The sequence below is a fragment of the Glutamicibacter sp. NPDC087661 genome, from assembly GCF_044743275.1.
GTDB lineage: Bacteria > Actinomycetota > Actinomycetes > Actinomycetales > Micrococcaceae > Glutamicibacter.
The window spans coordinates 42,292-56,169 of sequence record NZ_JBIUWE010000003.1 but is presented as its reverse complement, the minus strand read 5'-3'; the positions used below and the strand labels follow the sequence as shown (position 1 = coordinate 56,169).

Genomic DNA, 13,878 nt, shown 5'->3' with positions numbered 1-13,878 from the left:
GGTTGCGCCTGTTCGGCACAACCGGCAGGCACCATTCAATCCTAGAGTTTCATCTGGGTGTGACTGGATCTCGTGGCCAACATGCTTTGGCGCTACGCAAACGAAAAGGAGCCGCCGCAGTTCATCAGCTGATGAACTGCGGCGGCTCCTTGGCTACAGGAACTAGTCCTTGATCAAATCGTGGCGCACGATCGTCTGATCGCGGTCCGGGCCTACGCCGATGGCGGAGATGCGGGTGCCGGAGATCTTCTCCAGGGCCAGGATGTAGTTGCGGGCGTTCTCCGGAAGCTCCTCCATGCTCTGCGCACCCGAGATGTCCTCGGTCCAGCCCGGGAAGTACTCGAAGATCGGCTTCGCGTGGTGGAAGTCGGTCTGCGTCATCGGCATTTCGTCGTGGCGCACACCGTCAACGTCATAGGCCACGCACACCGGGATCTGCTCGATGTTGGTGAGCACGTCCAGCTTGGTCACGAAGTAGTCGGTGAAGCCGTTCACGCGCGAGGCGTGGCGGGCCAGCACGGCGTCGTACCAACCGCAGCGACGCGGGCGGCCGGTGTTCACGCCGAACTCGCCACCGGTCTTCTGCAGGTAGAGGCCCATGTCGTCGAAGAGCTCGGTCGGGAATGGACCGGCACCCACGCGGGTGGTGTAGGCCTTGATGATGCCGATCGAACGGGTGATGCGGGTCGGGCCGATGCCCGAGCCGACCGATGCGCCGCCGGCGGTCGGGTTCGAGGAGGTCACGAATGGGTAGGTACCGTGGTCCACGTCCAGGAAGGTGGCCTGGCCGCCTTCCATCAGCACGACCTTGTCCTCGTCCAGAGCCTTGTTCAGCTCGTAGGTGGAGTCGATGACCAGCGGGCGCAGGCGCTCGGCGTAGGAGAGGAAGTACGAGACGATTTCCTCGACCTCGACGCTGCGGCGGTTGTAGATCTTGACCAGCAGCTCGTTCTTCTGGCGCAGTGCGCCTTCGACCTTCTGGCGCAGGATGGACTCGTCGAAGACGTCCTGCACGCGGACGCCCAGGCGTCCGACCTTGTCCATGTAGGCGGGGCCGATGCCGCGGCCGGTGGTGCCGATGGCCCGCTTGCCCAGGAAGCGTTCGGTGACCTTGTCCATGGTCTGGTGGTACGGGGCCACCAGGTGGGCGTTGGCCGAAACGCGCAGCTTCGAGGTGTCGGCGCCGCGCGATTCCAGGCCGTCGATTTCTTCGAAGAGGGCTTCAAGATTCACCACGCAGCCATTGCCGATAATCGGAGTGGCGTTCGGGGAAAGGATGCCGGCAGGAAGGAGCTTGAGCTCGTACTTCTCGCCGCCTACGACCACGGTGTGCCCGGCGTTGTTGCCGCCGTTTGGCTTCACTACATAGTCGACCTTGCCACCGAGCAGGTCGGTAGCCTTTCCTTTGCCTTCATCGCCCCATTGGGCTCCGACGATCACGATTGCTGGCATGGGATCCTCCCCCTTGCTTAAAGCAGCGGTTGCGGCGTGCTTAGCGCCGTCCCGGCACGGTGCCGGACAAAAAATATGCCCCTGTCCTGCTCACTGAAACCTGAAGGTCCGTTGCAAGAGTTAGGGGCTCTTACGACCAAAGTTTACCGAAACGATTAGCGAATCTCGAGTTGCACGTCACGATGTCGCCCACGCAGGCCATAAGCGACAACCAGAAAAGCTATTCCCGCGAAGAGCACGGCAATGGAAACAACGTACAGGGCAATGACGGGGTATCCCTGATCCGGGTCGAGGAACGGGTAAGGAACCCATCCATCGGACGCTCCGCGAATCAGCACTACCCCGGTCCAGAGCAACGGGTAAATCAGCAATAGCGGCACCGCCCGGTAGGACAGGGAAGTACGGTCCCTGGCCAAGAGCCAATCGGCCAGAACCAGCAGGGGACCGAGAATATGCATTACCCAATTCGCCCAAGGAAGCGGAACCCCGCCTGCGGCCCCTAAGGGTGCCAGCAGCGTGAGGTAGATCAGCCCGACCACGACCATGCACACGCTCGCCATGGCACGCAGGCCCACAACCCAGCGGGGCATCGAAGCACCCTTGGCTAGGCCCATCAGTCCTGCGATAAGCCCGACCAGAACCACCACCAGATTCGACTGGATGGTGAAGTAGCCAAAGAAATTCAGTGGCTGCACCGGGCCCCGTGAGGCAGTGTCGGCGCAGGTCGCCACGATAGCGCCCAGGGTGGCCAGCGCCCACAGTATCCGAGCCAGGTTGAGGAAGCGCAAGGCGGTTTGACGGGTCTTCACCCTGGAAGACTATAGCCAGCTGCTGCCTCATCCAAGGATTCATGCGTAGCTGCTCGGAGATTCCGGAACTTTGCCGGCCGTCAAAACCGCCCGGGAGAACTCTCGCGATGCAACAATTATTCCAGAACCAGCCAAGGGCTTGACCCTGACACAGTGTGAGGGCGGAGAACTGAAGCATGCTATCCATCGGGGCGTTTGCGCAGATCGGCCAGGTTACCCACCGCATGCTGCGGCACTGGGATACCGCCGGGGTGCTCAAGCCCGCCCACGTAGACCCGTGCAGCGGCTACCGTTCCTACGACCCTTCCCAGCTCCAGCGCTTGCATCAGATCGTGGCCTTGCGCGAGCTGGGTTTCGGCCTGGAAGAGGTTTCCCTGATCCTGGATCAGGGAGCCACCGCGGAAAAGATTGCTGAGCACTTGCAGAATCGTGCCGCGCAGGTCGAGGCCGAACACCGGCTGGCCACGCAGCGGCTGCAGGATGTGCAACGGCGCCTGCGCTTGATCTCAAAGGAGAATCTCATGTCACGCATTGAAATCATCCACAAGCCACTGCCCGCAGTGCGCTTGGCCGCAGGCCGCTTCACGGTGTCCGAGCAACCTGAAATCGCTGGTCGCATCGGCCCGCTCTTCGACAGAATCGCGCAGTCCATTCAGGGCCAAAGCCTTGCCACGCCCATTGCGCAATACAACGGAACTGAGGATGGAGTAGAGGTCATTGCCGGATACGCCACTAACGCTCCCAACCTCGCCGATGTCGAAATCATCGAGCTCCCCGCGGTGCCCGAAGCCATCTGCGGAGTGCACCTCGGCTCCATGGACACCATCCATGAAAGCTGGCAGGCCGTGCACGAAGAAGTCCTAGCCCGCGGTTTGGTTCCTACCGGTCCGTGCCGCGAAGTCTACGTGCGTGCCATCTCCGAAGACCAAGGTGATTGGGTGACCGAACTGCAGCAGCCGGTAGGCGTTTCTCAACCCACCAGCTGATGCGGGGCCTCCAACAGGTCCCCCGCCACGCTGCGCGCGGCACCGACCAGCGCACCTGTTTGGCCCAGCGGCGAGCACAGCAGTCGAGCCTGGCCGGCGATGCTCGGCGCGTGCATCTGGAGGCTGGCTTCCATGGCAGGACGTAGCCACTGTTCCAGGGCGGCAAAGTGCCCGCCAAAGACTACCGTGGAAACGTCATACAGGCGCATGGCCGAGGCCACCGCAATTCCCAAGGATTTTCCGGCCTCGGCTACCGCGCTCAGCGCGGGTTCGGTTCCGGTTTCCAGCGCTTGGAATAGCTGGTGGATCCGCCGTTGGCGCGAGGCGCTATCGACCATCGCCCCTAGATCAGCGGCAGCCAGGATCGCTTCCTGCCCGGCAATGGTTTCCAAGCATCCACGACCGCCGCAGCTGCAGGCCCTGCCCTCGGGGGCAATCACCACATGCCCGAGTTCACCGGCGTGTCCCTGGGGACCGGCAAAAAGTTCAGCGTCGATTACCAATCCGCCACCGATGCCCACTTCCCCGGAGACAAACAGGAAGTCGCGTTCTTGGACGTCCATCAACTGCTGCTGGGCCAGCGCTGAGGCGTTGGCTTCGTTAAAGAGCCTGAAGCGGGTTTTGGCGTCGGGCAGCAATGCTGCGACATCCAGGTCTTGCCGCTCCCAGCCGAGGTTAGGGGCCTGCAGGACGGTGTACCGCTCCTCGTTGACCAAACCAGGAACAGCCAACCCGCCGCCGAGAATCATTAGCCCTTGGGCCCGGGCGGCAGCTTGGAGCCTTTGACTCAGCTCTCCCAGCGCAGCGAGCACTTCGCTGGCTGTTGAGCTGTGGTTGGCACTGGGCAGGATTTCGTGTGCCAGCAGTTTGCCGCTGAGGTCCACCAGCCCGGCGGTTATGTAGTCAACGTTGATTTCCATGCCCATGACACAGCGTGCGGGGTTCAGGATGAGCCCCACCGAGGGCCGCCCGCGTTCCCCGTCGCGGTGCACGCCAATTTCGATAACTAGTCCGGCCGCCAGCAAATCGGCGACCAGGCTGGAGACCGAGGCCTTGGTGAGCTGGCTGAGTTGGGCGATATCGGCGCGTGATAACCGCTGGTCTTCCCCTGCGCCTGCGATCACCGATAGGACCCTGGCCAGGTTGGCTTTGCGCACGTCTCCGACGTTACCCGGGGCCGAAGAGCTTGCGGCACGGGCGCTAGACGCTGGTTGGCGCATGCCTTCTCCTTGAGAATTTTTTGGGACGAATCGTTCACTGCTCGCTATTGACTCTAGCGCATCACCACCCATATAGTTCAGGACATAAACTAAATGGCATCAGCCAACCCCCGATCCAAGGATGCATCCCATGACTCTTCAGCCAACCGCCGCCGACCGCTTCACTTTTGGACTGTGGACCGTGGGATGGACCGGTGCCGATCCCTTCGGTGTAGCCACCCGCAAGAACCTGGATCCGGTGGAAGCTGTCCACAAGCTGGCCGAGCTCGGCGCCTACGGCATCACCTTCCACGACAACGACCTGATTCCTTTTGACGCCACCGCTTCCCAGCGCGAGCAGATCCTTTCGGACTTCCGTGCAGCACTCAAGGAAACCGGCCTGAAGGTCCCGATGGTGACCACCAACCTGTTCAGTCACCCGGTATTCAAGGATGGCGGCTTCACCTCCAACGACCGCTCGATCCGCCGCTTCGCGCTGGCCAAGGTCCTGCACAACATCGACCTGGCAGCCGAAATGGGCGCCGAAACCTTCGTCATGTGGGGCGGCCGCGAAGGCGCCGAGTACGACGGCTCGAAGGACCTGGCCGCGGCACTTGACCGCATGGGCGAAGGCGTGGACACCGCAGCCGGCTACATCAAGGAAAAAGGCTACAACCTGCGCATCGCGCTGGAGCCGAAGCCGAATGAGCCACGCGGCGACATCTTCCTGCCAACCGTAGGCCACGGCCTGGCCTTCATCGAGAAGCTGGAACACGGGGACATTGTCGGATTGAACCCGGAGACCGGCCACGAGCAGATGGCTGGCCTGAACTTCACCCACGGCATCGCCCAGGCGCTGTGGGCAGGCAAGCTGTTCCACATCGACCTCAACGGCCAGCGCGGCATCAAGTACGACCAGGACCTGGTCTTCGGCCACGGCGATCTGTCCAGCGCCTTCTTCACCGTCGACCTGCTGGAGAACGGCTTCCCGACCGGCGGACCGAAGTACGATGGCCCCCGCCACTTCGACTACAAGCCATCGCGCACCGACGGCTACGACGGCGTGTGGGACTCGGCCAAGGCAAACATGTCCATGTACCTGATGCTCAAGGAACGCGCACAGGCATTCCGCGCAGACCCCGAGGTCCAGGAGGCGATGAAGCTCTCGGGCGTGTTCGAGCTGGGCGAGAGCACCCTGGACGCCGGCGAAACCGCGCAGCAGCTGATGGACGATGCGGCAAGCTTCGCCGACTTCGACGCCAACGCCGCAGCGCAGCGCAACTTCGCGTTCATCCGCCTGAACCAGCTGGCCATCGAGCACCTGCTCAACGCCCGCTAGACCGCTCACCCCCGCCCACCGCAGAAAGCAGCCGAAGAACAATGACGCTCGTTGCCGGCATAGATTCATCCACCCAGTCATGCAAGGTGGTCATCCGCGACGCCGCAACAGGCGCCCTGGTCCGCTCCGGCCGTGCCTCGCACCCCGATGGCACCGAAGTGGATCCGGAATCCTGGTTCAGCGCATTGCAGGAAGCGATCGCCCAGGCCGGGGGCCTGGACGACGTGGACGCCATCTCGGTGGGCGGGCAGCAGCATGGCATGGTGGTGCTCGACGCCAGCGGTGCGGTGATCCGCCCGGCACTGCTGTGGAACGACACCCGCAGCGCGCAGGCGGCCAGCCAGATCATCACCGAGGCAGGCCAGGGCGATGCCGCGGCGGGTGCCCGGTACTGGGCACAGCGCACCGGCACCGTCCCGGTCTCCTCGATCACGCTGACCAAGCTGCGCTGGCTGAGGGACAATGAGCCCCAGAACGCGGCCAAGGTCGCTGCCGTCTGCCTGCCGCACGACTGGCTGTCCTGGCGCCTGGCCGGCTACGGCCCGGGCTCCGGGGCAGCAGGGCTGGCCGCCCTGCGCACCGATCGTTCGGATGCCTCGGGCACCGGCTACTACCGTGCCGCCGAAAACGCCTATGACTACGAGGCGCTGGAGCAGCATCTGGGCCACGCCCCGATTCTGCCTACGGTCGCTGGCCCGCTGGAATCCATTGGCCGCACCACTTCCGGCGCACTGATCGGTGCCGGCGCGGGCGATAACGCCGCGGCCGGCTTGGGCGTAGGCGCCAAGGTGGGCGATGCGGTGATGTCCCTGGGCACCTCCGGCACCGTCTTCGCGGTTGCCGATTCCCCCTCGGCAGATGCTTCCGGCCTGGTGGCAGGCTTCGCCGACGCTACCGGCAACTACCTGCCGTTGGTATGCACCCTGAACGCCACCCGCATCTTCGACGCCACTGCCAGCCTGCTGCAGGCCAGCCTCGAAGAATTCAATGACCTGGCGCTGTCCGCCGCCCCGGGCTGCGACGGCCTGGCCTTGCTGCCCTACTTCGACGGCGAGCGCACCCCTAACCTGCCAGAGGCCACCGGCTCGCTGCATGGCATTACCCGAGCCAACTACACCGCCGCGAATCTGGCCCGCAGCGCGGTGGAAGCGGTAGTTTGCTCGCTGGCCGACGGCCTGCGCGCACTGGAAGCGCAAGGTGTCCAAGCCCAGCGCGTCATCCTGGTCGGCGGGGGCGCTCAGTCCCGCGCGGTCCAGCAGATCGCCGCACAGATCCTGGGCTTGCCAATCCTGGTCCCCGCCCCGGGCGAATACGTGGCCGATGGAGCCGCCCGCCAGGCGGCCGGCGTCCTGGCCGGAGAATTCCCCCACTGGGCACAGGGCACTGCCCAAGTCCCGGCGATGGAACCGGCCCCGCAGGTACTGGAACGCTACCGCGCACTGGTTTCCAGCCAGTGGCTCGACAAGTAGGGAATAGCCTTGGAACTGCGCAACAGGGAACTGAACTGGGCCGGAAATCTTGAATACCGGGCCAAAGAACTGCTCTACCCCACCAGCCTTGAACAGTTGCGGAACCTGGTGCGTGCTGCAAAATCCGTGAAGGTCTTGGGTTCGCGCCATTCATTCAATGACATCGCCGATACCGAGGAGCTGATGATCTCTCTGGCCAAGATGCCAGAAGCCATCGAGATTGATGAGCTGGCCATGGCCGTGCGCGTCAGCGCCGGCACCACCTACGGCGCCCTGGCTGATGCACTGCAACGCGCCGGCTATGCCCTGCACAATCTCGCCTCCCTGCCGCATATCTCGGTTGCCGGGGCGGTATCCACGGGAACCCACGGTTCCGGCGAAACCCATGGCAACCTCGCCACCGCCGTGCGCGCGGTGGAACTGGTGCTGGCCGATGGCTCGCAGCTGAGCGTGAAGCGCGGCGGCGAGGATTTCAATGGCATCGTGGTCGGCCTGGGTGCGCTGGGCGTGCTGACCCACCTCACCTTGGATATCGTGCCCAGCTTCGAGGTGGAGCAGACCGTCTACCAGGACCTGTCCTGGGACAAGGTGCTCGAGGACTTCGACACCATTCAGGCTTCGGCCTACAGCGTCAGCCTGTTCACTGACTGGAGCGGCGAGCAGGTAGGCCAGGCCTGGCTCAAGCGCCGCGTTGGCGACGCGCTGGCAGAGCATATTGACCAGGGCCGATTCGGCGGGTTCCCGGCGACCGCTGCGCTGCACCCGCTGCCCGGCGCCGACGGCGGGATCTGCAGCATCCAGTTGGGCCAGGCCGGTGCATGGTCGGATCGCTTGGCGCATTTCCGCATGGACTTCACCCCCAGTGCCGGCGATGAATTGCAGACCGAATACCTGGTTCCGCGCGAGCACGCAGTCGAAACGATCCAGGCTGTCCGCAGTCTTTCTCCTGCCATCACTCCCCTGCTGCTGGTCTCGGAAGTACGCACCATTGCCGCCGATGACCTGTGGCTCAGTGGAAACTACGGCCGTGACGGCATTGCCTTGCACTTCACGTGGAAGCCCCAGCAGGAGGCTGTCGAGGCGCTCCTTCCACGGATCGAGGAAGCATTGGCACCTTTTGCGGCACGTCCGCATTGGGGCAAGCTCTTCGCAGCCACCGGCGCGCAACTGGCCGGGCTGTATCCGAAGTTCAACGACTTCATTGCCTTGGCGCAGCGCCTGGATCCGTCCGGCAAGTTCCGCAACGGCTTCCTGAACCGCACGGTGTTTGGAACCTGAACGCGCACAGGCGTTGCGACTAGACTTGTCACCATGGCATTGACTCAGTTAACGGTCGTGGACACCGCGGTCGGCATCCTGCAACAGTTCGGGTTGGCTGATTTGTCGATGCGCCGATTGGCCAAGGAACTCGATGTCCAGGTCGGTGCGCTCTACTGGCATGTGAAGAACAAGCAGGAGCTGCTGGCGCAGGTTGCCGCCCAGCTGCTGAACACCCCTGCGCTGTCGGTGGTTGCCGAGGACTACAATTCCCCATCCGAGGCAATCCTGCAGCTGGCGCGCAAGCTCTACCTCGCGTTGCTGCCGATCCAGGACAGCCCCGAGGTCATCGAAGTCGCCACCGCAATGCAGGCCACCGAGCTCCAGCCGGTGCTGCAGCTTCGCACCCTGCTGGAAGCAGCAGGGCTGCCTGCCGAAAATGCCCGCCATGGACAGCAGCTGCTGCTGAACCACGTGCTCGGCTCGGTCGCCTACCGCCAGAACCTCGTGCAGCTCGATGTCGATGCACCCCTGGCTGACGGCTTCGACTGGGGCCTGCAGCGGGCCGTTGCCGGCCTCATCGGCTAGCGCCTCGCGCCGGGGCGTCCTCAACCAAACTTGCCAGGTAGTCCTTCGCTTCCTGCACCGAGTCGACAAGCAGCCAGGCTGCTTTGCACTGGATCTCCAGTTACGCGAACTCGGCCAAGGCCATATCAGCCACCCAACGCGCAATCACTGGCGTGCCGCACATCCGAGCGGCGGCGATCCGTTCCTGCGCGAAATCCTGGTACGGTTGGGCGTCCTGCGCGCCAGGTCGTGGAGCACTGCCATGGCAACAGCTCCGGCAGTACACCCTTGCTCGATCGCATCATGCGTCAATTCCTTGTTCACGGCTCCCTCCTGGAACCGCTGGCATGTGCTTGCGGCCGGACGCAGGCCGTTCTTTCCGCCATGGGTTTTGCGCCTTCGAGGGATCCTGATGAGCCGGAGGCAAGGCCAGCGGGATGAATTTCCATTCTGCTCTTCGAGCTGGTCGTATCGTTCCCGCGCTTGTCCGATGCCGGGCATATGTTTCACTGTCCGGCACAGGAGCGCATCGATCGGTGCGCGCACGGTCTTGCCTATCGGCGCAACGCGGCACTCGACTGCTACCGGACTAGCCGCCACTGGGCAGACCGGCCGCTGGCTGCCGGTCCGAAAGGCTGCTGAGCTAGCTCAGCTTGCCGCCGGATGCTTCCAGATAGCAGGCAGCGCACAGCGACTCGTACCAGACCTCTTCACCGTCGATGGCGACCTGGTCTCCGTCAAAAACAATGTGGTCACCTGATCTGCGGGTATTGAACATGGCCTTGCGCCCGCAACGGCAGATGGTCTTCAGCTCTTCAAGCGAGTGCGCCAGTTCCATCAAGCGTGCCGACCCCGGGAAGGCGCGGGTGCGGAAGTCGGTACGGATACCGTAGGCGAGCACCGGAACATCATCGAGCACGGCGATGCGCAGCAGATCATCGACCTGGGTTCGGGAGAGGAATTGCACCTCGTCGACCAGCAGGCAGGCTACCGGCGGCGCATCCACATGCGGCAGCAAGGCATCAGGGTCATCGCCGAGGCAATGGGCCGCGAACTTCTCGCGGAGGTTCTCTTCCGGCCCCACGCTGAAGTCGACTTCCCGTTCAATGCCCAGGCGGGAAACGATTGATTTCTCGCCCTTGGTGTCGACTCCCGGCTTGGCCAGCAGGATACGCTGGCCGCGTTCTTCGTAGTTGAAGGCAGCCTGCAGCAAGCTCGTGGATTTGCCCGAGTTCATCGCTCCGTAGCGGAAATACAGCTTGGCCACCATTGCTCCTCGAAAGTTGCGGTGCCTGCCAACTGGCAGGCCCCTTAAGATCTTAGTGCCCGCGCCGCGGATCGCCAGCGAACCGGCGCCGCGGACGGTTGCCCTGCTATTTCACCGCAGGCTGTTTCTTGCCGGCGAAAACCAGCCTGTAGAGCACCGACATCAAGATGACGAAGGGAACACCGAAAATCAGGGTGTACTTGAATTCCGGCACGAAGAACGAGGTCACCAGCAGGCCGGCGAGCAGTACCGAGCCGAGAATCGACGCGGCCGGGTAGCCTGGCAGCTTGTATTCCAGGACGGCCCGGTCCAGGCGCACCTGGCGGCGGAAGGACACGTGGGTCACCAGGATCATGAACCACGTCGCCAGGGCACCGAAGGTAGCCAGCGACATCATGATGCCGAAGCCTCCCTCCGGAACCAGCGCGTAGACCAGTGCTGCCACGGCGATGCCTCCGGCAGACATCCACACCGCGTGGATAGGAGCGCCCGCACTGTTGGTCCGGTGTGCCAGGCGCGGCGCGTGCCCGGAATCAGCCAGCGAATGCAGCATGCGGGTTGCCGCATAGAGCTGGGCGTTCATGGCCGAGAGCGCGGCAATGATGAGCACGAAGTTCAGTACCGAATCGGCGAACGGGATACCCATCTGGGACATCACAGTGACAAATGGCGATCCTCCGGCCAGCAGTTCGCTGGTGGGCGCCACCGCGAGGATCAGGGCCATGGTGAACACGTAGAAGAGCAGCAAGCGCAGGAAGGAGACCTTGAAGGCCTTGCGTACGGCAATCTTGGGGTTCTTTGCTTCTGCGGCGGCAATGGAGATCGCCTCGATGCCCATGTAGGAGAAGATCGCCACGATGACAGCGGTCCACATGCCGAACAGGCCATTGGAGAAGAAGCCGCCTTCGGCCGAGTAGTTATGGAACCCGTATTGGTCGCTGGGGTCGTGGAACACCAGCCAGAGGGCAATGATGATGAACGCGACCACCGCGAAGACCTTGATCGCGGAGAACCAGTATTCGGTGGTTCCGAAGATCTTCACGCTGGAGAAGTTCACGCCCAAAAGCGCGGCCGAGAAGACAAGGACCCAAACCAGCCCTGGAATCTCGGGGAACCAGTACTGCATGTACTCGCCTACCGCGCTGACTTCGGTGCCCACGGCGAAGATCAGCGCAGACCAGTACAGGTACTTGGTCAGGTACCCGGCGAAACGTCCAAGATAGCGTTCGGCGTAGACCCCGAAGGAACCGGCCACCGGCTGCTTGACGGTCATTTCCGCCAATGCGCCCATGACCAGCAAGGCGACGACCCCGCCAATGAGGTAGCTGATGATCACCGAGGGACCGGCCATGGCGATGGCGAGCTTGCTGCCCGCGAAAAGACCGGTGCCGATGGCACTGCCCAGCGCGATCATGGACATCTGCCCAGGAGTCAGCGACTTCTTCAAACCCGAACCGAATTCAGTGGCGCGTACCGGCTGCTTGCCCAACGATGCTCCCTTTAGACCTATGCGAACAGCACGGCATCGAAAATGCCGTGCTGTTGTTAAGGTTACTCTCGCGCAGATTCGCCGGCTTCGGCGCACCAAGACCCGAAAGCGGCGGAATTTGCGTTATGTCACGGCATTACGCACGGCGTACTCTTCGCGCTGCCAGGCATTGGTGTGCAGAATTTCACGCAGCTTCTCCACGGCGTCCCAGATATCGGTACGCGTCAGGTACAGCGGGGTGATGCCAAAGCGCAGGACTTCCGGTTCGCGGTAGTCCCCGATAACGCCCTGGTCAATGAGCGCAGCGATGATTTCGTACCCATGCTCATGGCGGAAGCTGACGTGGCTGCCGCGAGCAGCATGTTCGCGTGGAGTCACCAGTTCCAGGCCGTAGCCGGCGCAGCGGGTTTCAACCAGCTCGATGAACAGGTCCACCAGCTCCAGCGAGTTGGCGCGCACCTTGTCCATGTCCGCTTCCAGCGCGATATCCAGGCCGACCTCGATCATGGCCAGCGAAGTAACCGGCTGGGTACCGCACATGAAGCGGCGAATGTCATTTGCTGGAGTGTAGCTGCCAGCCATCTCGAAGGGCGACTTGTGCGACCACCAGCCGGACAGCGGCTGCCAGAAACGTTCATGGTGGCGGGCATTGACCCAGATGAAAGCCGGAGAACCCGGGCCGCCGTTGAGGTACTTGTAGGTGCAGCCCACGGCGTAGTCTGCATCTGCGGCATTCAGGTCAATCGGCACTGCACCCGCGGCATGGGCCAAGTCCCAGACCACCAGGGCTCCGGAGCCGTGGATTGCTGCGGTGGTCTCGTCCATGTCCCACATGGAACCGGTGCGGTAGTTCACGTGCGACAGGGCAACCACGGCGACAGTCTCGTCCAGTGCAGCGCGCAGCGACGCCTCGCCATCGATGAGCTTCACTTCATAGGCCACACCTGTTTCCTGCGAGAGCGAGTTGACCAGATCAGCCAATCCCTCGGCGATATAGATATCTGTTGGGAAGTTGTCGCGTTCGGTGAGAATCACCCGGCGCTGCGGGGCATCAGCCTTCTGCGTGCGCAGTGCCGATGCCAAGGCCTTGAACAGATTCAGTGTGGTGGTATCGGTGATCGCGGTTTCGCTGGGGTTCGCACCCAGCAGCCGCCCCAGCTTGTCGCCGAGCTTCAGCGGCATCTCGAACCAGCCGGCGGTGTTCCAGGAACGGATCAGGCCCTGGCCCCATTCTTCGGTCACCACCTGGGCGGCACGTTCGGCCGCACCCTTCGGCAACGCGCCCAATGAGTTGCCATCGAGGTAGATGACGCCTTCCGGGAGGTTGAAGCGGTCGCCAAAGGCCACCAGCGGGTCTGTCGCGTCCAACTGGGCAAGGGTCTCTCGGGTCAGTTCCGTGGTCATTGGATCTCCTGTTCAGCCAAGATCAAAGCGGGAGAACTTCCGTTCTCGATGGTGTTTCCATCGTAGAATCAGATTCGATATAGTGCGACTAAATCTGAACTTTCCCAAAGAATTGAGTTGATCAACCGTGGCAGGTTCATTATGGACAGTTCAAGGCGACGCCAAGCCGAATCCTGTTCGTGTAGACGAAGCGGATTTGTCCATTCTCGCCGAGCTGAGCAAGGATGCTCGAATTGCCAATAACGTCCTGGCTGCAAAAGTCGGCCTGGCGCCGTCCACCTGCTTGGGCCGGGTGAAAGCCCTCTCCAAGGCGGGGGTGATCACCGGCTACCATGCTGCGATCAATGAGCAACTTCTTGGCGTGGCCGTCAACGCCATGATCTCTATTGTGGTCTCGTCCACAGCCCGAGACCGCTTGCTCTCCTCGGCGCATCAGCTCAAAGAGCTCGCCGAGGTCAAGGAAGTCTTCGTTCTTGGCGGCTCGCCGGATTTGCTGGTTCGGGTGGCTACCCGAAGCATCGAAGACCTACGGGCATTCGTGGCCGCGCACTTGGGCTCCAACCGCGCGTTCTCATCCACCCAGACGGTAATTATCTTCGAGCACCTGGCTTAGCCGAGACAGGCTTTTTGTCATCTAACG

The 13,878-nt window shown here is 62.8% G+C and carries 12 protein-coding genes; 6 read left to right on the top strand and 6 right to left on the bottom strand.

Features of this window, described 5'->3' with window-relative positions; translation table 11 throughout:
- Nucleotides 1-162: 162 nt before the first annotated feature.
- A complete protein-coding gene (locus ACIOTN_RS09575; RefSeq protein WP_402735224.1) occupies nucleotides 163-1,452 on the bottom strand; it encodes an adenylosuccinate synthase in 1,290 nt (429 codons plus the stop codon).
- Nucleotides 1,453-1,607: 155 nt separating this feature from the next.
- Nucleotides 1,608-2,261, bottom strand: coding sequence for a Pr6Pr family membrane protein (locus ACIOTN_RS09570; protein WP_402735223.1), 654 nt, complete (start codon nucleotides 2,259-2,261; stop codon nucleotides 1,608-1,610).
- Between the two features lie 176 nt (nucleotides 2,262-2,437).
- Between ACIOTN_RS09570 and ACIOTN_RS09565 the strand changes: the two genes are divergently transcribed.
- Nucleotides 2,438-3,247 carry a MerR family transcriptional regulator gene (locus ACIOTN_RS09565; RefSeq protein ID WP_105657919.1) on the top strand — a complete coding sequence of 270 codons (810 nt, stop codon included), beginning with the start codon at nucleotides 2,438-2,440 and terminating at the stop codon, nucleotides 3,245-3,247.
- Here the strand turns inward: ACIOTN_RS09565 and ACIOTN_RS09560 are convergent.
- Nucleotides 3,232-4,467, bottom strand: a complete 1,236-nt coding sequence (locus tag ACIOTN_RS09560) for an ROK family transcriptional regulator (protein WP_105657918.1) — start codon at nucleotides 4,465-4,467, stop codon at nucleotides 3,232-3,234. The genes ACIOTN_RS09565 and ACIOTN_RS09560 overlap by 16 nt on opposite strands.
- Before the next feature lie 130 nt (nucleotides 4,468-4,597).
- Between ACIOTN_RS09560 and xylA the strand changes: the two genes are divergently transcribed.
- The 4 genes from xylA to ACIOTN_RS09540 are packed head-to-tail and all read left to right on the top strand — an operon-like array spanning nucleotide 4,598 to nucleotide 9,099.
- Nucleotides 4,598-5,785: a xylose isomerase gene (gene xylA, locus ACIOTN_RS09555; protein ID WP_105657917.1), complete on the top strand. Its 1,188-nt coding sequence runs from the start codon at nucleotides 4,598-4,600 to the stop codon at nucleotides 5,783-5,785.
- A gap of 41 nt (nucleotides 5,786-5,826) precedes the next feature.
- Nucleotides 5,827-7,254 carry a xylulokinase gene (xylB, locus tag ACIOTN_RS09550; protein ID WP_402735222.1) on the top strand — a complete coding sequence of 476 codons (1,428 nt, stop codon included), beginning with the start codon at nucleotides 5,827-5,829 and terminating at the stop codon, nucleotides 7,252-7,254.
- A gap of 9 nt (nucleotides 7,255-7,263) precedes the next feature.
- The gene (locus ACIOTN_RS09545) at nucleotides 7,264-8,532 is read left to right on the top strand and encodes an FAD-binding protein (protein ID WP_105662645.1); all 1,269 of its coding nucleotides are present in this window, start codon (nucleotides 7,264-7,266) and stop codon (nucleotides 8,530-8,532) included.
- Nucleotides 8,533-8,565: 33 nt separating this feature from the next.
- Nucleotides 8,566-9,099 carry a TetR/AcrR family transcriptional regulator gene (locus tag ACIOTN_RS09540; protein WP_105657914.1) on the top strand — a complete coding sequence of 178 codons (534 nt, stop codon included), beginning with the start codon at nucleotides 8,566-8,568 and terminating at the stop codon, nucleotides 9,097-9,099.
- 622 nt (nucleotides 9,100-9,721) lie between these two features.
- On the opposite strand, the gene ACIOTN_RS09535 is transcribed toward ACIOTN_RS09540, so the two are convergent.
- The 3 genes from ACIOTN_RS09535 to kynU form a co-directional block, all read right to left on the bottom strand.
- Nucleotides 9,722-10,345, bottom strand: a complete 624-nt coding sequence (locus tag ACIOTN_RS09535) for a thymidine kinase (protein ID WP_105658007.1) — start codon at nucleotides 10,343-10,345, stop codon at nucleotides 9,722-9,724.
- 106 nt (nucleotides 10,346-10,451) lie between these two features.
- Nucleotides 10,452-11,834 carry an amino acid permease gene (locus ACIOTN_RS09530; RefSeq protein ID WP_105657913.1) on the bottom strand — a complete coding sequence of 461 codons (1,383 nt, stop codon included), beginning with the start codon at nucleotides 11,832-11,834 and terminating at the stop codon, nucleotides 10,452-10,454.
- A gap of 123 nt (nucleotides 11,835-11,957) precedes the next feature.
- Complete coding sequence (kynU, locus tag ACIOTN_RS09525; RefSeq protein WP_105662646.1) at nucleotides 11,958-13,238, bottom strand: kynureninase; 1,281 nt, start codon at nucleotides 13,236-13,238, stop codon at nucleotides 11,958-11,960.
- 127 nt (nucleotides 13,239-13,365) lie between these two features.
- On the opposite strand from kynU, the gene ACIOTN_RS09520 reads away from it, so the two are divergent.
- The gene (locus ACIOTN_RS09520; RefSeq protein ID WP_105662647.1) at nucleotides 13,366-13,851 is read left to right on the top strand and encodes an Lrp/AsnC family transcriptional regulator; all 486 of its coding nucleotides are present in this window, start codon (nucleotides 13,366-13,368) and stop codon (nucleotides 13,849-13,851) included.
- Nucleotides 13,852-13,878: the final 27 nt, after the last annotated feature.